A 25054-nucleotide genomic window follows, 5' to 3' on the forward strand; every position below is an offset into this window, starting at 1 on the left:
AGAAGAAAAATAGCAACTTGCAACAGCTTATGAAGCTAGTCGTATCAAGGGTTAAGAGAATTTCTTAATTTTTTTTTGTGTTAAGGATACCGCAAACGTGTTGCAAGTTGATTATATGTATATGAATAAGCAGAAAAAGTATCTAACCCCTTGATATATAAGGGATTAGAGTGAAAATGATAGGGGAGTTAGGGAAAGGATACCGCAAACGTGTTGCAAGTTGGTTAGCAGGATCATTAATAATGAATTGCAAGGATTACCCTTGATATAAAAGGGTTTTTTGGCACTTATAGATTGAAAATAGGGAAAGGATACCGCAAACAGTGTTGCATCTTGTGTAAAGAATAAGGGCATGAATACCGCAAACGTGTTGCAAGTTGGATGATATGTATATAAGTAAGTGGAAAAGTACCTAAACCCTTGGTATATAAGGGATTAGAGTGAAAATGGTAGGGAAGTTAGGGAAAGGATACCGCAAACATGTTGCATTTTATGTATGTAACTTACTCAAAATATAAGAAAAATAGCTTAAAAATTTTAAAATTACTAGGTTGAAAAATAAATTATACTGTTGCAAGTTGAGAGAAATAGGGAAAGGATACTGCAAACGTGTTGCAAGTTGATGAGTTAAGGAAAGCGAAGCGCAAAAGAAATGCAAGTAAAGAAGAAATAGGGAAGAGAAAAGGCAACCATGTTGCAAATTGAGGACTAAGGGAAAGCAAAGCGCAAAAAAATGTAAGTAAAGAAGAATAGGTAAAAGAAAGAGCAACCATGTTGCAAATTGAGGACTAAGGGAAAGCAAAGCGCAAAAGGAATGCAAGTAGAGAAGAAATAGGAAGAGAAAGAGCAACCATGTTGCAAGATGACGAGTTAGGGGAAGAAAGACGCAAAACCTTGTAAATATCTGTTACAATAAATTAAATATAATAGTAGTAAGGAATTTTATGATGAAAACTACTTTGTTATGATCCATGGTTTAGGGAGGGATATAAAGTGGATAATTTATTACAAATGTTTCGAGATGCATTGTTAATCTCTGAGCCAATTTATAAAACAAATGAGCTAGTATGGAATAAGTGGAATGCATACTTTAAAGATGTTGAAAACAATAATAATAAAGTATTAACCTCATCTCATGCATCTCCATCATTTACTGCATTAGTGTCTTGGCTAGAAAAAAAGCAAGAATCCGGTATTACATTAGTACAAATTTATGCGAAAATTGATTCCTATAAGGAAGAAATATATAAAGAAATCGAAGGATTTATAGAAAAAGAATTTCAAGATGTAGCACCTTCAAGTTCCATAGTAGTAGAAAATGATCAAAATATAGATAAGACAAGCATAGTAAACTATGAGGATTATTATGAGGTAAATAACTCTGCTGTTTATTATAAGCTAAGAGATGGGATTGCAAAAAATCAATTTGAAGAAGATGAGTTAAGTAAGGTTTTACAATATCCTATTGAAACTAAATCTTCTAATGGTGTAGCTCAGCTTTCTTCACACAAAGATGAAGATTTAAGACTTACAAATATAGAAGAAGCTGCTCGGTGGAATACCCTTGTCGATGATGTAATGAGTAATATGGATGATTTAACGGCAGATTGTTTAGATGCAATTACAATACAATGGATAAACGAAGCAAAATCTCCAGACGAATTCATTGATTTTTCTTATGAGCAAGTTTTAGAAATGTGTAACATTCCAAAAACAGTAGTCAAAAATAAAGAATACTATAGAGCGGAAGATAAAATTAAAATAGCAAAGAGAATTGCGGCTTTAGCAAGCATTTTTATCTATTTAAATGATGATAATGAGGTAGTAGTATTAAATGACCGTGATGATGATGGAGAACGTTTAGAATTAAAACGTGAAGTAATCAAAAGGTTATTTGTATTAGATTCAGTTGTATTGTGGAGACATAGTGTTACTAATGAATACATGGGCATTGAGTCTTGTCGTATTAAGCCAGGCAGCTTTTTAACCAATTACTTATACGGATCAAATAATACAACAGCGTTATTATCTAAAAAAGCACTTGAATACAATAGTTATAGACACAAATATCATAAAAGGTTAATTCGATACTTAACATGGCAATGGAGAATTAGACAAATGTATTCATCATTGAAAAAGCCATATTCTATAGGTGGGGACAAAGGGCTGCTAGCAGTAATGGATATCCCAAAAGATTGGAAGCCGAATCGCATTAGAGAACAGTTGGAAAATGTTCTAATGGATTTAGAAAATGAAAAAGTAATCTCTCATTGGGAGTATAGTGATCCACTTGATGAACAACAAATTGGGAAACGTAATTGGTTTAAAAACTATTACGCTAATTTAGGAATAACGATTTTACCGCCTGAGGAAATGCTGCAATCAATGGATAGGGTAATCGGAAAGAAATGTATAGAAGAACTTCAAGAACAATTACCTGAAGTAACAGTTGTTAAAGAAGTAAAGAAGACTGTAGAATCAGTCGAACAAATAGAGAAGAAGATCCGTGAACAAATACTGAAAGTACACAATGAAAAAAAAGTAAGTATTCGTGAAATAGCAGATGAAATTAGTATTTCTCCGTCTACATTATCTAGATTTTGCAATTATAAAACAAAACGTTTATCTAAAAAAGCATTAGAAAAGCTAACGAAATGGTGCGAAAGACAAGAAATATTAGAAAAGATGTAACATAGACTAAACATTTCTTTTAATAATAGTCCAATTAAAAATACACATACATTATGTATGTGTATTTTACTTATTATCAATTGCAAGAGGCCAAATTTCTTTTATTAAAAGTAATTTTGGAGGGCGAAGGTCCTACTGGAAAATCAAAATAGTTATGCGGTTTAATCCACTACAATTAAACTTCTTGTCTTATCGATATGGTTCAGTAACATATGATACTCTTCTTCATACATAGTTAAACGTTGTAGAAGGGATTGATTCTCAGCTTCTAAAGCTTCAATTTGATTTTGTAAAATTGTCAATTCATTTACATCTTTATAATTTTGTAGAAAGAGAATAATGTCATCTAATGTAATAGACAAAGAGTTTGTTTCTTTTTCTGATTGGGAGAGAGGAATGTTGTTTCCCGCTTTACGGTGTTGTTTGGCTTGTTGTATTTCGTCTTGGTATTGTTTTCTCACATATGAATTCCAACGAAATCCACAAGCTGCGGGTGTTCTAGCTAGTAGTTTTGCTACTTCTTTGAATGCAGCTAATTGTGTTCCACCGTTACGAATATACTGAAGTACTGTTGATGCGAGAAGTAAATCGTTATCATTAGTCCAAGAATCTTGTCTTGAAATTACCACGTTTTAACCCCCCATATATGTTTTATATTACATATATGCAGTTACTTAAAATGATAGAAGCTCAATCTCTCTTACAATAATTAAGGGTAAGTTTATAGAAGTATCTATGATTTTCAATGCAAAATTACATATAAGGTTGACTATTCACCAAACCTGTAACTATAATAGTTACAGGTTTGTAACTAAATTAATAGATTGGATTGACATGAGTTAGTTCTATGAATGATGTATAAACAAATATTTAAGAATGAATGGAGTTGAAAATATAGACCTACATATAAAATATATTTCTAGAAAGAAATTAGGTAATATACATTTTTTTATAATTATATATTAATAAAAAGAGGTGTGCGTTTTGAAAATTTTTAAGGGAATTCTAGTTTCTTCAATTGCATTAACAGCATTTAATGGAGTAGGTGGTATACTTCCAAGTGAAAAATCAGAAGTTGCCTACGCAGCTACTTACAATTATTCAAATAAGCAATTGAATTCTACTGTACATAAGCAAGCTACTAAACAATTAATTTTAAAATTTAAAAATGAAGCGAATTTACCATATCAGGATGGAATAGAAAAATTCATTAAAGAAGAAAAACAAGATCCTGAATTCATTGGAATTTTAGCTGAATATCCAAATGTAACTATAAATCGACTTTTTAATTCTTTAAATCCTAAAGAAATTAAAAATCTAGGTAAAGAAATAAAAGATTCTGATCATATTTCTTCTAATTTGCTAAACTACTATATTGTAGAAACTCAAGATGGTATTGATGTACAAGCGTTACTTACAAAAATTGAGAAATCATCTCTTGTTGAAACGGCGTATTTACAGGAAGAAGAGGCGTCACCAGAAGAGCGTTTACCAAATTTATCTGTTAACCCATATGATGAGCCTAGACTTACAAGACAAGGTTATCTTGAACCAGCACCATTAGGAATTAATGCACCTTATGCCTGGAGCATAAAAGGTGGGGATGGAAAAGGGACTACATTCGTAGATATGGAGTATGGGTGGTTATTTAGTCATGAGGATTTAGTGAATCAAAAGATTGAATTGATATCTGGACAAAATAAAAGCGAGCACCATGATCATGGTACTTCAGTCTTAGGAATTGTTTCGGCAGAGGATAATAACATAGGCGGAATTGGAATCGCACCCAAAGCTAAGGTAAAGGTTGTATCTCAAATTAGGGATAACGGAAATTATAATACAGCTGATGCTATTTTAAGTGCGGTTAACAATATGCAAGCTGGAGATATTCTTTTACTAGAGGCACAAGCAACTTACGATGGATATGGAGATAAGAACTATCTTCCTGTAGAAGTAAAACCGGATATATTTGATGCAATTCGTCTGGGAGCAAATAAAGGAATTATTATTATTGAAGCAGGTGCAAACGGCGGAAACGATTTAGATCAATTCAGAGACCGTAACGGTAAACAAGTTTTAAATCGTAATAGTCCTGATTTTAAAGATTCAGGGGCAATTATGGTTGGAGCAGCTTCTGCAAGAGTTCCTCATAAGCGTTCATATTTCTCTAATTATGGTAGTAGAGTGGATGTGTATGGATGGGGGAATGCAGTAGATACAACAGATGCTAAACCAAGTGAATTTACAACAAATCTATATACTTCTAGCTTTAGTGGAACATCTAGCGCATCACCTATTATTGCTGGTGCTGCTGCATCAATTCAAGGAATTGCAAAAAATAATCAGGGAAAAGTATATACACCAAGCCAGCTTAGGGATATTTTAAGTGACCCTAGTACTGGGACGAAATCTAACGATCCAATCTCTGATAAAATTGGTGTTTTACCTGACTTAAAAGCCATTTTATCTAAACTTGGTTTTTCACCAAACTTAGGTAATGATTCCTCCATTGTATTTCCTGATGAACCAGAGATAAATAAAGGGAATAAGGGAAATGAAGGATCTACTATTACATTCCCAAAAGAAGATTCCACTAATAGTGAAGGGGACTCTACCTTTATTTTCCCAGAATAATGGTAGAAAGAACTTCTTAGTATAAAGGATTCTTATATAACTAGTTATTTATAATAATAGTGAGAAAGGCTCTTATGCGTAGTAGCATAAGAGTCTTTTTGTTTTAAAATATACAAGTAGTTTAGGAAGAGTTAATTGGCATATGAATTAAGAAGATGTCTTACTTGTTCTATAAAATAATGGTGGTGTATATTATTTTTGTTACTTGACTAGCCATAATAGCCCCTTCTATGAAAGAAGCAAGTGACATAACATCTATATCATCTTTCATTTCTTATTTTTCGACTCCTTCTTTAATAAGAGATTCCATTAGTACTACTGTATTATCATATCCTTTTGCACCTGCAGCATGTAATTCAGGGAAAACATCTGTACTTTCAATTGCAACATTAAGTAAAGGATACCCACCAGCTATTAGCTATTGGGGGATTGTTGACCGTATCTTGGTATACAAGGAAGATAGCGATGATTTTATCTATAACATTTTCTTTATTTTCTATAGCCACATAAAAATGTTTCCATATGATTTCTCCACCTTTATCAAGTGCAGCCAATGCAATTTCTTCTTTGCTTTTAAATCGGCGATAAATAGCGCCTTTAGGCAGAGAAGCAGTGTCCATGATATCTTGAAGGGATGTGCGGAAAATTCCTTGCGTATTGAATAGATACAAAACTACAACATACCTACCCCTGAACTATAATAATTTAGGTCAGAAATAAACTTCTAATTTTGTGAGGAGTTAAGTACTAAAAAGGCTTAATTTTATTTAAGTATTTGTGGTAGTTTAAAGGACTTATCATTGGTTATGATATAATAAAATTCAAGTATACTAAGGGGGATTAATGAGATGATTTTTCAAAGTATGATAACAGCTATTATAGAAAAATTACAAGAGACGGTGAATCCCTATTGGATAATTGTGTTTGGATCAACGGCTGAGAACAGGGAACGAGAAGATAGTGATATTGATATAGCTTATTTAAGTGACACAACTTTAGGGAACTATGAACGTTTTTTATTAGCACAGGAGTTAGCTAACATTGTTCATAGAGATGTTGATTTAGTTGATTTATCCGAAGCTTCTACAGTTTTTCAAGCTCAGATTATACATACAGGAAAGACAATATTTTGTTCAGATGAAAAACGTAAGGTCATTTTTGAAATGAAAACCTTAAAAATGTATTCAAAATTGAACGAAGAAAGACAGATAGTATTTGATGATATAAAGAAAAGAGGTTCTATATATGAAGAATGAGGTTATTTTAAATAAAATTTCTACAATAGAGCGTTGTATAAAAAGAATCCAAGATGTATATGGAAATAACCCTGAAAATTTAGAGGACTTTACAAAACAAGATTCAATAATATTGAACATACAAAGAGCTTGTGAAGCGAGTATTGATTTAGCAATGCATATTGTTGCAGGGAAAAAATTAGGACTACCCCAATCTAGTCGAGAGGCTTTTGATTTATTGGTTACAGCAGGATTACTTAGCGTTGATCTAGCAAATAAGTTAAAAGCAATGGTTGGATTTCGTAATATTGCTGTTCATGATTATCAAAGTGTAAATTTAGATATTGTTCGTCAAATTATTGAAAAACATTTAACTGATTTTAAACTATTTACGAAAGAAGTAATGGGGATATTGGAATTTTAGGCAAAAGAACAGAATAATAGGACTGAGAAAGAAAGTAATTCTATGATTCCCGAACCAGCTATTGAAACAATTACTTAATTTCGTAAGAAGAAACTTTCGTAAGAAGAAACGCAGTCATAAGATGAATTTGTTTATGTTGTAGCGAGGCTTTGCATGAGATGTGTGTAGTTAATAGTAGGAACAATATCCACATACAATTTTATCAACAAATAAGTAAATATTTTTAAAACTAATTTTTATACATATAATGTATACCAAAAACAAAAAAGTTTCCTCACGGAAACTTTTTTGTTTTTGGTAAATTTATAGCGATTAATTAATATACAGTTTTTGAAAAAAATGATGAATCATGTCAAATCATCTTCATTTACACGAACATGAACGTAGTATAAAAATGAAGCATATCCAAAATAATTAAAGGGGCTGGAAAAATGATTAAAAAACTTATTATTGGTTCTATTGCTTTAGGCACAACAATAGGAGTGAGCAAACCTACATTTGCTGCTACAATACATTCTCCATCACAGTTTAAAGAAATTCAAAATGTTCATGTGCAATCCCTACACTCCCCACGGCAGTATTTAGGGCAAACTTCAAGGGAACTTCAAATTAAAAGTAAGGATCCAAAAGTACTAGCTTTTGAACTAGCAAAAGAAGCGCCATTTTATGAAGAAGAATTAGTAGACATATGTTCGGTAATTTTAGATGCAAATGTAGACGTTATATATTGGACAAGTAAGGAATGGGTTAGATTTGAAGAAGGAAATTATGAATTTAAACATGAAATTAAAATTTTTAGAGATAAAGAACGTCAGCAATTAATTACTGCACTAGAATCTTAGAACTTTTACAAAAAAGAAGCTATTTTTAGTATGCTATTCTACCCTCATAGTAGATAGGAAAAAGAAAACACATTAACCTATTTATTGTCGAAAATAAATTGCGATTATAATAGCAATTGTATTCCCAAAAGCAATGTGTCAAATGGATTTTAACATACCTGTAACGGTATTGTTATCAATAAAGTATGCACGGAATTACAAATGGTTGTTTAGAATATTAGAAAAAGTTTAACTGATAAAACCCATTGATCTCAGTATGTCTACATGAGATCAACGGGTTTTTATTATTATGTATTCGAAGATATGGAAAGTATTTTGTGTGTCTATAAAGTTTGGTTTTGAATTTTACGGATGTCTGTATATTACATAAACATTTACAGATGTTTTTGTTATAATTATTTATGAGGTGTATGAAATGAAACACAAAACATTTGGATATGTACGAGTTTCCAGTAAAGATCAAAATGAGGAACGACAAATTCGAAATATGAAAGATTTAGGAATAGAAGATCGAGATATTTTTATCGATAAACAATCTAGTAGAAATATGCAACGCGAAAATTATCAAATGTTAAAACGTCTTGCTCGTACAGGTGATACCATTGTATTTGATTCTTTAACTAGACTAGGAAGAAGCATGAATGATGTCCTCGAGGAATTCAGATACTATGAAAAGCATGAGATTAATTTACAATTTATAAAAGAACCATTCATTAATGTAAATTACACAGGTAAGAGTACAAATGATGTTATTCAAAGTGCTATTCAGAAAGCAACGCTTACCATTTTATCTGCTTTTGCAGAAAAAGAACGGCATGATATTAAACAGCGACAAGCGGAGGGTATTGCTCTAGCTAAAAGGCAAGGTAAACGGTTAGGACGTCCTCCAGTAGAAATTACAGCCGAATTTATTGAAGCCTATAAAGAATGGAAGTCTGGTGGTATTACAGCAGTAGGAGTCATGAAGAAATATGGTATCAAACGTTCTTCGTTTTACAAACTTGCTAAGCAGTATGAAGAAACAAAACATAAAAATCTACTGAATGATTAATGATAATTTAGGAGGTTATTATATGAAACATACAGCAAAAGTAAAAATTGGTGATTGCGTTCAATTTTCTTATCGTAAGAATCCTTCCTTGCAATTAACTGGATATGTGGTAAGAGTTTTAACGAATACCATTGTTGTAGAGGTTTCAGATATGATGGAAGAGGAGTTAATTGATGCTAGACAGGTAGTAAAGCATGGGCGTTATCATAAGATAGCCCGTAAACAAGTAAAAAGTAAAGTTTCATGAAAAACACTCTTAAAGAAATCTAGAAGCAACTTTTCAAATGTCATATACTGTCTTGAATACATTTATGTATTGGCATTTTTGTTCGTATTTTGTATACTAAACGTGAGTTTTCCTTACGTAGGCAATCTTTCAATTTCTATGAAAGCCAACTAATCTGTTAATTATGTATGGTAGCAAATAAGCTCTTATGTCCACAGATATAAGAGCTTATTTGCATATGTATCACTCTTTTATGTACAATGAAAGAAAAACATCATATGAGATGGGGAGAGGAAAACCCATGTCCAACAAACAATTAGTGAATTTACGCATTGATTTTGCTTTTAAACAATTATTTGGCACAAGTGGAAATGAAGATATTCTCATTGCTTTTTTAAATGCGATGTTACAAGAATCTTTAGAATCACCCATTGTTTCGTTACAACTAGAAGATCCACACTTGCACCGAGAACATGAAGAGGATAAATTATCGATTTTAGATATTTCCGCTACATTAGATACAGGAACAAAGGTAAATGTAGAAATACAGCTGAATAACAATCATGACATGATTAAGAGAAGTTTGTATTACTGGGGAAGGCTATATACATCCCAACTACAAAAGGGAATGCCATATAGTTCTCTTCACAAAACCATTACGATTAATTTATTAAACTTTGTAATGTTTCCAGAATATGAAGCATTTCATACAACAGGAATCTTATGGAATCGGCAACAACAAAAGAAGTTAAGTGATGATATTGAAGTTCATATTGTGGAGATTCCAAAACTCATGCAACAGTGGCGGAATGAACAAGTTAATCCCTGGGAAGATTCTTTTGTTCGTTGGTTGTTATTACTTCCAGCGAATGAGGATGAACAATTAACTCAAACATTGGAGGATATTGCGATGAACCAAGACCCTATTTTACAAAAAGCGATGAATAAATGGGAACGTATGAGTCAAGATTCTTCTTTCCGACAAGCGTATGAAGCAAGGGAGAAAGCGTTGATGGATGAAGCCGCAAAGTTTGCTTATGCAGAACAAAAAGGGATTGAAAAAGGGAAAATGCAACTTATTCGTGGTATGCATAAAAACGGAATGCCAATAGAAGATATTGCAAAGTTTACAAATTTACGTATAGAAGAAATACGAAATATTTTACAAGCCTAAATAATTAAAAGTAACAACTACAAATACTTGTAGGTATTATTTTTTAGTGACCGCCACCAGGAAGTATAGTTAATGTTTGAAAAGATTTGAACTACTCCTACTTTCACTTCGTTTTACAAAAAAGAAGGGCCAAGGTTGAAAATAGATAAATCATAATAAAAAACTACAGGTCTGTAATTGATTAAGAACCTGTAGTTTTTTTATGTTTATCCTATTTTATTTTCCATTTTTTTGCGTTTCAATAATAAATTTTGAAACTAATTCTGATAATGCTTCTACTTTTTCTTTTATGTTGTTAGATTGATTTGATACTTCCTCAATTGATGCCGCTTGTGATTGGATTGACTGTACAGTTTGAGTGGTTTCTTTAGCTATTTGTGTTGCAGTTTCAGAAACACTTGATATAGAAGCATTAACTTCTTCTGTACCAGCAGACATTTCTTCTGTTGCTGCAGATACCTCTTGAATTTGGCTAGTGATTTTATTAATAGCCACCATAATAGATGAGAATGCTTGATCTGCTTGATAAGCAGCTTCTTTTCCTTCTGTAGCCTTTTGTTGACCTTTTTGCATGACATTCACCGTATCTTTTGTATCTGTTTGAATCAATTGTATTAAATGATTAATTTCATTTGCGGATTCTTTCGACTTCTCTGCTAAATTCCTTACTTCGGCTGCAACTACTGCAAACCCTTTTCCATTTTCTCCAGCACGCGCAGCTTCAATAGCAGCGTTTAATGCGAGAAGATTGGTTTGTTTGGCAATGTTAGTGATAGGTTCTTCCAGTTAATTTTTCATTAGAGAAGATTTGAATAATTGTACCTACTTTTATTGTATTTCCCACAAATTTCTCCTCCGCACTTAAATATGATAATTACTATTTTGTTGATTATTATAATCATTTGATTTTTTGTCCTAATAGCACCTCTATAAGGGTATTTATTCTTTTATCTTGCACACTATAATAAGTTTCGTATCCCTTTCTATTGCTAGCTAGTATTTTTTGTGATTTCATTACGGCTAGATGTTGAGATGTGGTAGACTGTGGCCTTTCTAAAAAGTCTGCTATTTGATTTACATTGCATGGACCTCTTTTAGTAAGTTCTATTATTATTTTGATTCTTATTGAATGTGATATTGCCTTTAAAAGGGTAGCGTTTTCTTTGTAAATAGACATTTAAATTTTTCTCCCTAACGTGTATTTCTATTGCTGTTTAAATAAAAAATATAAAACTATATATAATGATTAATAACTTTATAAAAATATATTATAGAATGTTAACATTTTTATAAGTGAAATTGTGCTTGCCCTTTATCAAGTAGAGGATGAAAAAGCGTTGGTATTGTAAAGTAAGAGCGAATTTTAATAATTACTTCAAGGTATTTACTGATTCCTTTTCTATAAATAAAGAGAGGTCTTAAACCTTAAAGAACTTTTAATTTAACACCTATAAAATATGGTTATAAAACAAAATCCAACTATAAGGATAATGGATATTGTAATAAATTGATTGTAGTATCTTTGCAATTATTGTATTTATTTGAGGGGAATAGTCTTTTTTGTTTTCTTATGTAAATTACGTGAATCACCAACGGTTTATTTGGTAAACATGGGATGAAATATAGCTGTTTGATTGCAATTTCATCCTGGAATTGAAGTTTCTTAATGGATTAGACGATTGCTTTCAAAGATGAAAAGCCCATGTCAATGAAGGTATTGAAGAAATATATTTCTTATCATCTTGAGGAGAATGTTGCAGAAACATTTTATAAATTTGCTCTCATTGAATTTTAAACATACAGGTAGAAAAACAAATAAAAGGGTTACTTTATAAAGGTGCTCAACAAAAATAAACGTTTATAAAATTATTTATATCACCTTTATAAATTTGATATTTCAATGTTTCATGAATATGGACCCATCGTTTGTAAAGGTATACCTTTACAAACGTAGGGGTGTAATAAAATTTCGTGGGATTTAATTTATAATTTAATTAGAATGAAAGAACAAAAGTATCCTTTATAAAAGAGATGAGCAAATTGATCTATTATAAAAGTTCATTAGTTTTAGATAAATTAAGATTCAATTGTTTGAAAAAGGTTTTGTAAGTAGTTGGTTTATTTGGCAGGATTATTAGATATCAAATCAATTATATATTTTATGACTAAAAATAAATTTTTAACTAATTTTTCAAGTTAATATTTTAATAGGTTTCGTTTTGGAAATATTTCAATGGTATTTTCTTTATATAATGGAATAGGGGACGAGAGGAATACCAAAATAATTTTTACTACTACTGAAAAAGAACTTGTAGCAATTTATACAAGTTCTTTTTGGTGTTCAGATTTAGTATGAATAATCAGTTTACATAACTATATATCAGAAATTTATATAGTGATTGATATATAAAGAGTAAATTTAGGCAAATTGAATAATTTTTTTGGTTAGTTCTTTTAATTCATTCTTATCATCTCTAGATAGTAATTCTGCTGGGCTTTTTACGTAGTGAAAAGCTTTCCAAACCTGCTCGCCAAATCCATCTACAATACTACTTTTACCTGAAACGGTTGCTGCTACCTCTTCAGTTCCTTGTATATTGAGATCACACCAAATTGGTAATTTACAATTTCGAAGCGTTAACCCCTTTTTCATGTCAAAATAATCTTTACATTGATCAGGAAAGGAAAAATAAACATGTTCTAAAATACGATTTTCTTGCTCAAGATATTCCTCTAAAGCTTTATCAGGTAAGTAATTTTCCATTTCTCGCTTATTTAGGATATGTAATATATAACCATGACTTTCACAAATACGTTTAATTTTATTAATGTATCTTTCTTTTGATGGGGTGTTATATGTACTAGGAGGAGAAATAATATCACTATCTATTATACAAATGGTCCTATGTTTTCCATTTATACTTTGGGCAACTTTTGATAAATCACTTCCCCCACCATGTACAAACTCAATCCATAATTTATTCGATCTGCTTTCTCCTAAAAGTTCTAAACATTTCTCTATAAAAAGTCTATCGGATTCTACATTTTCTAAAACTATTTTTAATGGTTGTCCTAGAAAATCCCATACAGTATCTATAGTTATTAACTCATATCTAATCCCATTTAAAATAACAGTATACCTATGACCATTTAAATATTTAAACACTTGTACTCCTGAAATTGTACCAATTTGGCTTTCAATAAGAGTATTTAATTCTTCTACACTTGAATATACCTGAACTATTGTCTTATCTTCATGTTGTTTTGATTTATAAAGAGTATTTTGTACTACCTGTTTTGTTATATAGTCTCTATAGCTTTCTAAAGCAGTTGTTTCGAAAAGTGTTAAATCGTCTTTATCATCAATAAACCATTCATGCTTTCCTGATTCAAAGTAACAAAAAAGGAACTTTATAATTTGTTTTACTCTTTCATCACCTATTTTTGACATTAATTCATTTGGAAGGTTTATCACCATGGTATTTTGCTGCCTCCCTGTTTCTCATGTAAAGAACTCCTAAGTTTTAAGACTTCATTGTAATCTTCTTCAAAAAATCCCTCTGGCCAGTTAGATATATTTCCAAATTCATCGATTTTCAATTTTCTTATTATATTATGATTTTTGCTTTTTAATTTTTCTGTATAATAAATTGCAACTTCTTCAGGATTAATTTTTCCTTCTACTATATATCTTCTCAATCTTATAATCATATGTTCACTGTGTGTCTCAACTAAAAATTTGTTTTTAAAACCATAATTTTCCCTAGTTCCTTCAATAAATAGGTCAATTAGGCAAGCTTGAGCAGAGGGATGTAAATGTAATTCTGGTTGTTCTATTATATGTAATTTTGCTAAACTACGCTTGGCATCATAGGATGTTTTAGACTGGTGTAAAAAAGTTTGTACAACAATAGGAATTAATTGAGATAGGCCGTGTCCAACATCGATTAAATTGTTTTTTTGACCAGTTATTTCATCCGTTACCATCAGCCGAAATAAATCAGTTCTGCCGCCATATTCACTTCCTATTAAATCTTCGACATCTATTCTATGGTTTAAATTTTTACTCAGCCAATTTGATACCTGATTAATTAATTGCTTTCCTTTCCTTATATCCTGTCCAAGGATGGCAGGAGCAAACTCTCCGTCATGTCCAACATAGTTAACAGCATTTTCTCTATATCTATAAGAACGTTCAGGGGTTTTTCTAAATGGACCAATATAAAAAATATTACTTGCATAAAAGTTTAGATATCGTATTAATTCCATAAACAAATAGCGGAAAGCCATAACTTGTTCATCGTCATCATCTTTAACATCTAAAGGTAATATTTTGAAATCTGGAATGAATTTATCAAATACAAACTTTTCTGCTTTGATTTTAAAGCTAGTTTGAATTATTCCTTTCACTTCATAAGACTCTGAATCTCCTATTAAATTTAAAGAGAATACTTCACCATGGTTTATATCTATATCGGAAAGGATAAATTTTTTGATTTTTAATACTCCGTATTCGTCCTGTAAAATACAAACATTAAGTTTAAATTTTTCTAAACCAGAAAAAAACCTTAAAAACCTGTTGCGTACATATGGAGAAAAACGATTAAGTTCTTTACGATCAATAATTAATTCAAACTCTATGGATTCATTTCGGTCATGCTCAAATACCACATCTTCAAAGTTTCCATAATCTATTGTTTTTCCATATAATAACAAAGGTGCCATAGAGTCATCTAGAAATGTTTGTTTTAGTACTAATGGAAACCGCATAATACTACTTTTTCCAGAGCTATTTTGTCCTATTATAAATGTTAAAGGTTTTAGTTCTATTTCCTCACTATCAATAAAACCCTTTATACGTTTTAATCTGAAACGTTCCATTCAAAGTTCCCCCTTATACATTGATTAGAAAAAGACTAGTAGTAAATTCATTCCAATTATATCTTAAACAGACCTTAATTTTATACAATTTTTCAATATGTAATTTATAAAATTAATATATACGAGAATTTAATTCATTTTTGTTTTGAGGAGGAATCAATTTCTTGATTTGATGGTGGTGTAAATGCAACCCTTAATTGAATTTTTAAAATAGCCAAAGCCCCCATTACTCATATACGATAAAGTATCTATGAAAGTAGGTGCTTTTTTCTTTGTTATATAGAAATTATACATTAATTCATATTTGGAATACTTTAAAAAGAAAAGGTGATGACGGAAGTAGAGACGGTTTGATATCCTCATGATTAATAGTTACGTTTAACTATATGTACATTACAAATATAAATATTATTCTTAAATATAGATAAATATCTTTCTGCAAGACTGCAACATTCTTCTTTACTTACCCATGTATACATTTTTACGTATTTATTATGGTATCAAAGTTGATTTAAAACGGTTTATATAAAATCAATAAATGAGATTTTTAGAGGAAGGGCAGATCTTTATTTATTGATTCACATAATTTTCAAACATTAAAACTCTAGACGTTAATATTTGTTATATAATGGAATCAATATGGTTTCCCCGTTATGAATAATGAGATAATTTATGTGTTCCGTGTATTCGTTTTAAAGCAAAAAGAACTTGTAGTGATTTCTACAAGTTCTTTTTGTTTTTCTTATTGTATTAGAAAAAAGCCCTTTAAATATAGCAGAAACAATAATAAAGTATTTATTTCTTGTTTGCTATGTAAAATGATAATAAGTGGGTTTAATATTAAAGATGAAATATTTTATAGAAATGAGATGAAGTCGAATGAGTGAAACAAGTATACATATTGAACTTGAACAAAAACCTGAAACCAAGGAGGAGACTTCTTATATTAGGCCATTACAAAGTGCAAATGTTTTGTTTAAGTTTATGAATAGAATAGAATTTCTTAAAGATATTTTATTGAAAAAGGCTATTTTACCTCGATATTACGAAGAAAAAATAGGTTACTTGGAAATTGAAGAATTGGAAAAAATTGCATTTCCTATGAGCTGTTTTTGCGATATTCATTTAAACAAACTTGTACCACATATGGTGAATTACGGTTCGTATGGGATTGGTTTGAGTAAAGAGTGGGGTATAAGACAGGGAATTCAGCCAATCCATTATATTAATAAACACTCAAATTTACGTAAAGATTTTAGTATTATTCTTAGTAAAGCCATTAATGATTCACCAGAAAAAAGTGATGAAAACAATGATTATAATAATTATTTGTTACATGATTTATTGTATATGAAGCCTCTTGATGGAGAAATGCCAACAAATAATCACCGAGAAATAGCTATAAGGAATTTTCATGATGAAAAAGAATGGAGATATATACCTAATATTGAGCAGGTAGAAACAGAATTACCTTTAATTATTAGTCAAGAGCAGATGAACCCAAAAAGTTATTTTACTTATTCACAAGCTATTGCCCAATGTCCTGATTTATGGTTGAATTTTGAATTTGAGCACATTAAACATATTATTGTTAGCAAAGAGAGCGAGAGAAGTGAACTTATAGAGTTTGTCGTCCAAAACAATATTGGTGAAACTTACGAGCAATACATATTATTCTCTAAAATAATTGTTTTTGATGAATTAAGAGAGGACTGGTAAAAATGTTTGCTAATTTTAACAAAGCTTTATTAAACAATAATCAAAAGGATACAAAAATACCGAAAGAAGTATTGGGTTCATTAAACGAGAAACTTCCTAATGACTTAGTTTATGTTGAAATAGAAGATAGGAAAGGTGTAGTTGCACTAACATCAAATAGTTCATCTATGGAATTTGGTGGACTTAGTTTCGATTTAAACAATGATGTATTTGCAGAGTTCAAACCTTCAAATGTTAAAGAAGTTTTGGAGTTTCTATATAGAACTCAGCGTAAATATACAATTAGTAAAGACGCTAATGAGTATATAACTATAAATGGTAATAAGTTTAAAATAGATGAAGTAATTAAAGATCCTTTCAAAGAAAATGAAATAGGGAAATATGACATAACTATTTATCCGCAACCTTTTCCAGAGCCATTTAAGCTGTCTTTTGAAGGAAAAGGAGTAAAGAAAGATATTACTTTCAAAAGACAACCTTTTGCTGATATGCACAAAGTACTATTTAAAAATATTGATAATGAAACTTTCAGTATTTCTTATGTTTTAGATGAGAGAGAGAAACATCTAAAATTCAATTTTAGTCTAAATCTTGAAAATACAAAAACAGTTGAGGAAACAGTTGAAGCACTAAAATTATATTATGCATTCGTTTCAGGTGATATTAAACTTAATGGGTCTGAACTTAATGAATATGCGATTAAAGAAACAGAGAAAACCTCTGTTTTGGAGACGATAAAGTTTTGGGAAAAAGTTTTGGAGTTACAAAGGAGATTGAGGGTTACTTTTATCCCTAAGTCAAAACTTGAAATAGAAGATATAGTATTGATTGAAAAGTTGTACCGGACTTTAATTGAAGAAAAACCCTATAAAGAATATATAAATATCAGTGAATTAACTTTGACAGGTACTAATGATGTTGAGAAGTTATTAGGGCAGAGTGGTTTATCTATGTCATTTCATCAACATGATAATGTTAAAGTATTTGGGGTTAATTTAGACTTGTATAGCATTATCTGTTACTTTGATTTTAAAGTGACTGATATAAAATCTTCGGAAATAAATAAAGCTGATGTTAGTAAAAGTATTTTGGTGGTTGAACCAGTAGAAGGAAGAAAAACTTATCAATCATCTATTCATTTTTCTACTGAGCAAGAGCTTAAAGATTATGAATTGAATAATACCGAATTACAATATGCTGAAGAAATAATAATCAATTAAATTATAAAAAAATTTTATTAAAAAAAAGCATCATTGGGAGATAAACAATAGTAATTGTAACTTCTTTAACAACCAGGTACGATTATACAATAACACTACAGAAACGACTATATTGTTTTATATTTAAGTATAATGAAGAGTTCACATCAAAAATTAAATGAATTTAGTATAGCCCCGTTTTAAAAATCAGAACGGGGTTATACGTGCTTTAGATTTTTAAGATAATCGGATTCATTTTCCAAGTAACATTTCTGGTACGCTATTAAAAGGTACACCTTTTAGAACGTATTTAATATTTGTAAATTGAAAAATGAGTTTTACAAAACATACAAAATGTTAAACTCATAAGAACCAGCGATATCATATAATTTTCTTTGGTATTAATGGTTTTTTTCGCTATAAAATGAAAAGAATAAGATTATCAGCTTTACAAAATAAGTTTATAGTTAAGGTAAGTTTTATATAAAATAATTCTCTTTATTTCTCAATTGATATTAGAATATTCGCATTATGTATTTTTTGTACTTTTATTGCATAAATCATTAATCTAATCTCATAATGTATTGAAAAAACAAAGACATTAAAATTAAATATTAATAAAAATACAAAACGTAAAAAATATGTAGAATACTGTCTAATTTATTATATTTTCTCCTCTTTATATAACAATTAATCTATTAGGTGATAAGAATAAAATCTTACAATAGATTATAGGGGGAGAAATTTATGAAGAAAATTTTAGTTGGTGCAATAACAATAGGAGTTATACTAGGATCTGGTAGTAGTTTTGCTGCTGCAGATGAACTTGATAGCATTTCTAAAAATGAAAATACAATTCAATCAATATCTGCTTCAACCACAAAATCAATAACTACGAATCAATTTAATAAAATTTATGCAGCCATGAAAAAATATGAAGGCACACCATATAAATATGGTGGGAATAGTCCTAAAACTGGATTTGATTGTTCGGGGTTAATGCAATGGGGATATGGGACACAAGGGATTAAATTGCCACGTACAGCACAAGATCAATATAATAAAACTACACGTATCGCTAGAAGTGCTCTCCAACCAGGAGATTTAGTTTTCTTTAAAGGAACAGTTTCAGGCAAGTCAGGTATCACTCACGTTGGTATGTATATTGGCAACAACAAGTTTTATAATGCTAGTAATTCTGGAGTTGGTGAAGCTAGTTTAAATAGTTCTTATTGGAGTAAATATATTGCAGGATACGGTCGAGTTAAATAAAAATATAAGATTTAATAAAAAGAACTGAAGTTCATTTTGACTTCAGTTCTTTTTGATAATCATTTGCTTTAAACTATCAATCTTCAATAATTTATTAAATTTTTCATCTCAGAGTGGAGAAAAATTATAAGACAAGAGAAGCAATAAAATAAAATTGGTGTATCTGTATGAATAGTTCTTTACAAAGGAAAAAAGTTAAAATCGCTTCAATATGCCATATAAGAAAGTAAAAGCTGCTTCACAAAAAAAGCCCTTTCCATTGCTACAAAGCAATAGAAAGGGGGAAGTATGATGAGTGATCGTATTGGTGAAGGGTATAAATAATGATATGCTTTCAAAAATATTTTAGCATGTTCATAAAAGAAATGAAGGAGGAAATTTAACTTGATGAAAACCTATAGAATACTTTGTAAAATTAGTTTTTTGCAGTCTTCTTTAAGGGTTTCGTTTTTTTTATGTCAGCTACTGTTTTAACTACTTTACTAACAGTATTTTAATAAAGAAATTTCTTCCTAAATGAGACCCTGTTGTCCCTTCATCAATCTTATTGTTGAGATAAGAGAATTCTTTCCTTCATTTTTAAAATGATTTCATCAGAATTAATTTTTTTGGCTGATGGAACTCCTAAAATAGCAGAAGCCCCCTCACTGGCATATACTTCTTCTCCATTTTCGTGAGAAACAATAAATAACCCTTGTCCTTCAAATTCAATATATATAATTTTTTTAATTTGTTTTACATTTGTTTGTATAGACCTATAGATTTCATATAAATCTTTACTACGTTTTTCTCCCCCCATACGTATAGGCTCTTGTTCATTTGTAAAAATTAATCCCTCTGGATTGTTTCTATTTAAAATAAACCATAATTTTTCATCTGTGGGCAATAAATATTCAGATAGCTTTTTGGAGTCATTATTTATAATGTTTTGTTGTTGTATTTCATAAACATGGAAAAAAAATGTGGATATTTCTAAAGTTGAATTAGACGTAAAATTATGATTTTGATAAAGTTGCTTGCCGTCTTTTAATAGAGCACTTTTACTATTTTGATAATCTTTTAGTGCTATCTTTTCAGGTGACTCTTTAGAATTATCTGTTGCTTGAGCAATTTTATTCATACTTATTAATGCAATACTTAAAAATACGCCTAAAATTATAGTTCTCGTTATTTTTTTCATAAACTTATTTTCCTCCTTATTTTCATTTAATATCCTCTACTAATACCTTGAACTGTTTCATTCCACCAAAATCTATCGTTATTTTTAAATGATTCAAAGTTATGTTGATAATGATCTCCATACCAAGGATCCATATAGGTAATATAGTTCATATTATTCATACCTTTAAAATAACCATCTAACACAAGAAAATGACCAATATTCCCTCCGTTTTTCCAATTAATTAGTGTAATCATTGGTTTATTGCTATTAATTTGGCTTCTAAACTCATCATAAGAAAGAGTTCCTCTATTAATTGTTGAAGTTAAACCAAAATAAATAAGGCCATTTTGTATTTCTCTAGAAGTAGCTGGATAATTGTATAAGCCTCCCTTTACATATCCTACAAATTGCTGTTGTGTAGTTGGTTGCCCAAAATAGTTTAAAACAGATACTGAAGTACCTGCCCAACACCAATTAGACTGCTGTTGTTTAATGTTAGGAACATTTAGTTTAATAGTTGTTGTAGAATTAGGTGGATTTCCATTTATAAATGCCGAAGCAACATATGCTTTTTTCCCGTTTTTAAAAAAATAAAACCAGCGATTATCTATACTTCCAGTCCAATAATCTTTTAAACCCTCTCCATATTCCCAACCATTGAAGTAAACGGTTTGATTTCCTTGAAGAACATCTATTATATTTCCAGTCGAATCTTTATTATCGCGCACATTTACCCCGATAGGAGCAGTTACACCTGAAAATTCAACTTCTTCGGCAAACACATCATTGACATTAGTAAAATTCCACAGAGATAAAATAAATACAACTATAATTAAAATTCTTTGTGCAAGCTTCATCTTCTCACATCCTCATATGATATGTTGAAAAAACTATTAAAACGAAAAATTAAGTTACTTAACTTTTTAAAATTTCAAGTACACACTACTTTTTTATAACCCATGATGTAACGCCCCTTTCATTTTATTTCTATACTATTTTAATTTATTCTAATATCCACATAATTCCTCTTGAAATTCTAATATGTAAAAAATATGACACAATTAAAATTTGGTTCTCGAATGCTCCCTAGCTAGCAAATAGGAGCATAAAATGTGAGACAGGTAGTCAAATATGGCTGTTATAAGAAAATAGTAGATAGAAAAGGAATCAATCAATAATAAATCATAAAAATACCCCTAGAGAAATCGCAGGCGTTTTTTATAGATGAAGTCTTCAAAAACATACCTTTAACTCATTTTTTAGAAATCTACCTTCCGTTCATTAGTTCCAATATTCTGAGTTTGTTTTAGAAATAGACACCACTTTATTTATATAAATATGCAATTATTCATATTTATATAAATATTTTAAAAGTAATTGTATATTTAAGTTTGTAATTATACTTTTTATTTGACTTATATTGAAGGGGGAAGATGTATGAAAAAAACTGTTATTACATTACTTGCTGCAGGAACAATGTTAGGTGCGCCTTTTTCAACTGCATTTGCAGAAGAACAAGCATCCCAAAAAGAAGTAATGGATAAAATGGAAGTGCAACAAAAGAATTGGAATGAGGAACAAGGAAGTCCATCATTTCTTTCAGGTGAATTATCTGATAAAAAGGTAGAAACTCAAAAAGCAGTGAAAGAGTTTCTTGAAGAAAATAAAGAACTATTTAAGGTAAATCCACAAACGGATCTGACACTGAAAGAAGTGAAATCGGATGATTTAGGTATGAAACATTATGTTTATACAAGGTCTGTAAATAAGGTGCCTGTTGATGGTGCACAATTCATTGTTCATACAGATAAAGAGGGCAAGGTAAAAACAGTAAATGGAGATGTTCATCCGGCTGCTGCAGAAAGTTTAAAAGGTGATACAGAAGCAAAGATTACAAAAGAAACAGCGCTTTCAAATGCTTGGAAACATATTAAACTTACAAAAAATGATACATTAGTAAAAGTAGATGGAAACACATTAGACCAGGTAAAAGAAAACTTAGATTCTACAAATGAAAAAGCGGACTTAGTTGTATATGAAAAAGACGGAAAGTATTATCTAACGTTTAAAGTGCAACTGCAATTTATTAAACCTTATGGAGCTAACTGGCAAATTTATGTGAATGCAGAAGATGGATCAATCATAGATTCATATAATGCAGTTACAGACGCAGATAGCGCTCAAAAAGGATATGGATATGGAGTATTAGGGGATCGAAAAGAACTGAATACAACATTTGATAGTGTACAGAAAAAATACTATTTAAAAGACACAACAAAGCCTATGAATGGAGGCTATATTGAAACATTTACGGTAAATCATAGTGATGCAGATTATCCAGTTAACTATCGTCTACTGGATAATGATAATGCTTGGATAAATAAAGATCAAGGACCTGCGGTCGATGCTCATTATAATGCTGGAAAAGTCTATGACTACTATAAAAATATTCACAATCGTAACAGTTTTGATGGAAAAGGAAAAACAATTCGCTCTGGTGTAAATTATGGAGTAAATGTAAATAATGCATTTTGGAATGGGCAGCAAATGGTTTATGGAGATGGTGATGGGCGCATATTCTCTCCACTTTCAGGTTCCCTTGATGTTGTTGCGCATGAATTAACTCACGCTGTGACACAGTATTCAGCTGATCTTCGTTATGTAAATCAATCAGGTGCATTAAATGAATCTTTCTCTGATGTATTTGGATATTTTGTTGATCCAACAAATTGGGATTTAGGAGAAGCTGTATATACGCCTGGTATTTCTGGAGATGCACTTCGCAGTTTATCAAATCCTGAAAAATATGGCCAACCTTCTCATATGAGGGATTATCAATACCTTCCTGCAACTGAAGAAGGCGATAACGGTGGGGTACATATTAATAGTGGTATTCCGAATAAGGCTGCATATCTGACAATCAATGCTATTGGTAAAGAGAAAGCAGAAAAGATCTATTATCGCGCGTTAACAACATATTTAACACCAACAAGTGATTTTAAACAAGCTCGTACAGCTTTATTACAATCCGCAGCTGATTATGATGGCTATGGTAGTGCAACCTATAAAGCAGTAGAAAATGCTTGGAATCAAGTGGGCGTAAAGTAAATTAAAATTCGTTTATAATATTTTTATGTTTTTAACATTTAAATCATAAAAGGACCTATGTCTTGTTAATACAAGTAGGTCCTTTTATTGTATTAATTATATTTATTAAATGTTATAATATGTGTAAACGATAAATGGAGGTTATTATGAATCTTTCATCAAGTGTAAGCAATCAGGTACTAGATCAAACAATGATTTTGGTTGGACTGGAATCCAATTTAGCAATGATAGAATTTAATTTAGATACAGAGGTAATTTGGGTAAATGATCATTTTGCACAAGCTTTAGGTTATACAATCAGTGAAATGAAGAACATGGTACATAAACAATTTTGTCCCCATAGTTTTATAAATAGTAGAGAATATAATCAGTTATGGGAGAATTTAAAAAAGGGAATTAAGTTTCAAAAGAAAATTCAAAGAGTTGGTAAAAAAGGCGATTTAACTTGGTTTGAGGCTACCTATATTCCAATTAAAAATGAACAAGGGGTAGTAGATGCTGTACTAAAAATTGCAACGGATATTACAAATCGTGAAAATCAAACAAGAGAAGTTGTTTCACATTTAAAGAATTTATCTATAGATTTAGGAAGTAAAGTCGACATTAATTCTAAGGAAAATATGAAAGCTCTACAATCTTTAAAAGAACAGATTAACTTAGTAAGTGAAATTGCTCAAATGATTAAGGAAATTTCTTCCCAAACTAATATTTTATCTTTAAATGCAGCAATTGAAGCGGCAAGAGTAGGAGAACATGGACGTGGATTTGCAGTAGTAGCAGAAGAGGTAAGAAGATTGGCAAGTAATGTTGATGGTGCAATAAAAAAAATAAATTTAAATGTAGAGAGTATCACAAATGGTGTAACCATTGTTAGGAATGTGACTGAAAAATTACAAAGAGAAGTGATTAATAATCAAATTGAAATTAGTAATACTATGGAAAAGTTCGAAAATATTGTGGGGTGAATATAAGCATAAAGAACTATCTTTTGAAGTTAAGCTATAAATTATACATAAAAAAGAAAGGCATGTCTTACATGCCTTTCAAGTGATTACTATTTTCTAAAGAGGGATGAAAGCTTAGGTATATAATGGCTAAATAATTTTTTTGCATATTTTGTTGGTAATAGAGCATGATATTACCAAATTCAACGGAGGTGTTTAAAAAATGCAAATTCGCGAAAATAATAATTCAAACGAAATTTTAATAGCAGCTGCAGCAAGTGCAATTGAACAAATGAAATATGAAATTGCTCAGGAGTTTGGTGTTACACTTGGACCGGATTCAACAGCAAGAGCAAATGGTTCAGTAGGTGGAGAAATTACAAAACGTTTAGTTCGTATGGCGCAAGAGCAGTTATCTGGTCAATATAAAATTCACTAAAGTTAAAGGTATATCCCATTCAAGGGATATACCTTTTTAATTTGCTTTTAAAG

The 25054-nt window shown here is 30.4% G+C and carries 20 protein-coding genes and 3 pseudogenes; 15 read left to right on the plus strand and 8 right to left on the minus strand.

What is annotated here, in order from left to right:
* Window positions 1-993: 993 nt before the first annotated feature.
* Window positions 994-2691 (plus strand): helix-turn-helix domain-containing protein, encoded by a 1698-nt coding sequence (locus tag ACTFRN_RS20215; protein WP_046647643.1) that lies wholly within the window; start codon window positions 994-996, stop codon window positions 2689-2691.
* A 161-nt stretch (window positions 2692-2852) separates the two neighbouring features.
* Here the strand turns inward: ACTFRN_RS20215 and ACTFRN_RS20220 are convergent, their stop codons facing one another.
* Entirely contained in the window at window positions 2853-3320 is a 468-nt protein-coding gene (locus tag ACTFRN_RS20220) for an RsfA family transcriptional regulator (protein ID WP_046647641.1), read from the minus strand.
* A 355-nt stretch (window positions 3321-3675) separates the two neighbouring features.
* Between ACTFRN_RS20220 and ACTFRN_RS20225 the strand changes: the two genes are divergently transcribed.
* On the plus strand, window positions 3676-5325 hold the full coding sequence (locus ACTFRN_RS20225) for a S8 family peptidase (protein WP_046647639.1): 1650 nt from the start codon (window positions 3676-3678) through the stop codon (window positions 5323-5325).
* A 131-nt stretch (window positions 5326-5456) separates the two neighbouring features.
* Here the strand turns inward: ACTFRN_RS20225 and ACTFRN_RS20230 are convergent.
* Window positions 5457-5996: pseudogene (locus ACTFRN_RS20230) on the minus strand (TetR/AcrR family transcriptional regulator).
* 177 nt (window positions 5997-6173) lie between these two features.
* On the opposite strand from ACTFRN_RS20230, the gene mntA reads away from it, so the two are divergent.
* The 6 genes from mntA (at window position 6174) to ACTFRN_RS20260 (ending at window position 10277) form a co-directional block, all read left to right on the plus strand.
* The gene (mntA, locus tag ACTFRN_RS20235; protein WP_000577223.1) at window positions 6174-6581 is read left to right on the plus strand and encodes a type VII toxin-antitoxin system MntA family adenylyltransferase antitoxin; all 408 of its coding nucleotides are present in this window, start codon (window positions 6174-6176) and stop codon (window positions 6579-6581) included.
* Window positions 6571-6984, plus strand: a complete 414-nt coding sequence (hepT, locus tag ACTFRN_RS20240) for a type VII toxin-antitoxin system HepT family RNase toxin (RefSeq protein WP_046647635.1) — start codon at window positions 6571-6573, stop codon at window positions 6982-6984. The genes mntA and hepT overlap by 11 nt, the downstream gene beginning before the upstream one ends.
* A 431-nt stretch (window positions 6985-7415) precedes the next feature.
* Entirely contained in the window at window positions 7416-7826 is a 411-nt protein-coding gene (locus tag ACTFRN_RS20245; protein ID WP_046648596.1) for a hypothetical protein, read from the plus strand.
* A 415-nt stretch (window positions 7827-8241) separates the two neighbouring features.
* Window positions 8242-8877, plus strand: a complete 636-nt coding sequence (locus ACTFRN_RS20250) for a recombinase family protein (protein ID WP_000681164.1) — start codon at window positions 8242-8244, stop codon at window positions 8875-8877.
* A 22-nt stretch (window positions 8878-8899) separates the two neighbouring features.
* Window positions 8900-9124, plus strand: a complete 225-nt coding sequence (locus ACTFRN_RS20255; RefSeq protein WP_000683046.1) for a DUF2187 family protein — start codon at window positions 8900-8902, stop codon at window positions 9122-9124.
* 280 nt (window positions 9125-9404) lie between these two features.
* A complete protein-coding gene (locus ACTFRN_RS20260) occupies window positions 9405-10277 on the plus strand; it encodes an Rpn family recombination-promoting nuclease/putative transposase (RefSeq protein WP_046648599.1) in 873 nt (290 codons plus the stop codon).
* 216 nt (window positions 10278-10493) lie between these two features.
* Here the strand turns inward: ACTFRN_RS20260 and ACTFRN_RS20265 are convergent.
* The 4 genes and pseudogenes from ACTFRN_RS20265 to ACTFRN_RS20280 all read right to left on the minus strand — a co-directional run.
* A pseudogene (locus ACTFRN_RS20265) lies at window positions 10494-11051 on the minus strand (methyl-accepting chemotaxis protein); the annotation flags it as partial.
* A 124-nt stretch (window positions 11052-11175) separates the two neighbouring features.
* Window positions 11176-11454 (minus strand): ArsR/SmtB family transcription factor, encoded by a 279-nt coding sequence (locus ACTFRN_RS20270; protein ID WP_046648601.1) that lies wholly within the window; start codon window positions 11452-11454, stop codon window positions 11176-11178.
* A gap of 1242 nt (window positions 11455-12696) precedes the next feature.
* Entirely contained in the window at window positions 12697-13755 is a 1059-nt protein-coding gene (locus tag ACTFRN_RS20275; RefSeq protein ID WP_046648603.1) for a hypothetical protein, read from the minus strand.
* Window positions 13749-15158, minus strand: a complete 1410-nt coding sequence (locus ACTFRN_RS20280; protein WP_046648605.1) for a DUF3696 domain-containing protein — start codon at window positions 15156-15158, stop codon at window positions 13749-13751. The genes ACTFRN_RS20275 and ACTFRN_RS20280 overlap by 7 nt, the downstream gene beginning before the upstream one ends.
* Window positions 15159-16037: 879 nt before the next feature.
* Between ACTFRN_RS20280 and ACTFRN_RS20285 the strand changes: the two genes are divergently transcribed.
* The 3 genes from ACTFRN_RS20285 (at window position 16038) to ACTFRN_RS20295 (ending at window position 19348) form a co-directional block, all read left to right on the plus strand.
* Window positions 16038-16877 (plus strand): abortive infection system antitoxin AbiGi family protein, encoded by an 840-nt coding sequence (locus ACTFRN_RS20285; RefSeq protein ID WP_046648607.1) that lies wholly within the window; start codon window positions 16038-16040, stop codon window positions 16875-16877.
* A 2-nt stretch (window positions 16878-16879) separates the two neighbouring features.
* On the plus strand, window positions 16880-18097 hold the full coding sequence (locus tag ACTFRN_RS20290) for an abortive infection system toxin AbiGii family protein (RefSeq protein ID WP_046648609.1): 1218 nt from the start codon (window positions 16880-16882) through the stop codon (window positions 18095-18097).
* A 726-nt stretch (window positions 18098-18823) separates the two neighbouring features.
* Window positions 18824-19348 (plus strand): C40 family peptidase, encoded by a 525-nt coding sequence (locus tag ACTFRN_RS20295; RefSeq protein ID WP_046648611.1) that lies wholly within the window; start codon window positions 18824-18826, stop codon window positions 19346-19348.
* 544 nt (window positions 19349-19892) lie between these two features.
* Here ACTFRN_RS20295 and ACTFRN_RS20300 read toward each other — a convergent pair.
* Both ACTFRN_RS20300 and ACTFRN_RS20305 read right to left on the minus strand, forming a co-directional pair.
* On the minus strand, window positions 19893-20528 hold the full coding sequence (locus ACTFRN_RS20300) for a hypothetical protein (RefSeq protein ID WP_000724525.1): 636 nt from the start codon (window positions 20526-20528) through the stop codon (window positions 19893-19895).
* A 26-nt stretch (window positions 20529-20554) separates the two neighbouring features.
* Window positions 20555-21367, minus strand: a complete 813-nt coding sequence (locus ACTFRN_RS20305) for a papain-like cysteine protease family protein (protein WP_046648613.1) — start codon at window positions 21365-21367, stop codon at window positions 20555-20557.
* 580 nt (window positions 21368-21947) lie between these two features.
* On the opposite strand from ACTFRN_RS20305, the gene ACTFRN_RS20310 reads away from it, so the two are divergent.
* The 4 genes and pseudogenes from ACTFRN_RS20310 to ACTFRN_RS20325 all read left to right on the plus strand — a co-directional run bounded on the left by ACTFRN_RS20310 (window position 21948) and on the right by ACTFRN_RS20325 (window position 25001).
* A complete protein-coding gene (locus ACTFRN_RS20310) occupies window positions 21948-23618 on the plus strand; it encodes a M4 family metallopeptidase (RefSeq protein ID WP_000754399.1) in 1671 nt (556 codons plus the stop codon).
* A gap of 224 nt (window positions 23619-23842) precedes the next feature.
* Window positions 23843-24157, plus strand: a pseudogene (locus tag ACTFRN_RS20315) (PAS domain-containing protein); the annotation flags it as partial.
* 129 nt (window positions 24158-24286) lie between these two features.
* On the plus strand, window positions 24287-24583 hold the full coding sequence (locus ACTFRN_RS20320; protein ID WP_372684182.1) for a methyl-accepting chemotaxis protein: 297 nt from the start codon (window positions 24287-24289) through the stop codon (window positions 24581-24583).
* A 202-nt stretch (window positions 24584-24785) separates the two neighbouring features.
* A complete protein-coding gene (locus tag ACTFRN_RS20325; RefSeq protein ID WP_001167047.1) occupies window positions 24786-25001 on the plus strand; it encodes an alpha/beta-type small acid-soluble spore protein in 216 nt (71 codons plus the stop codon).
* The last annotated feature ends 53 nt before the right edge of the window (window positions 25002-25054 follow it).

It is taken from the genome of Bacillus cereus group sp. MYBK245-2 (assembly GCF_051916145.1).
Lineage (GTDB): Bacteria > Bacillota > Bacilli > Bacillales > Bacillaceae_G > Bacillus_A > Bacillus_A pacificus.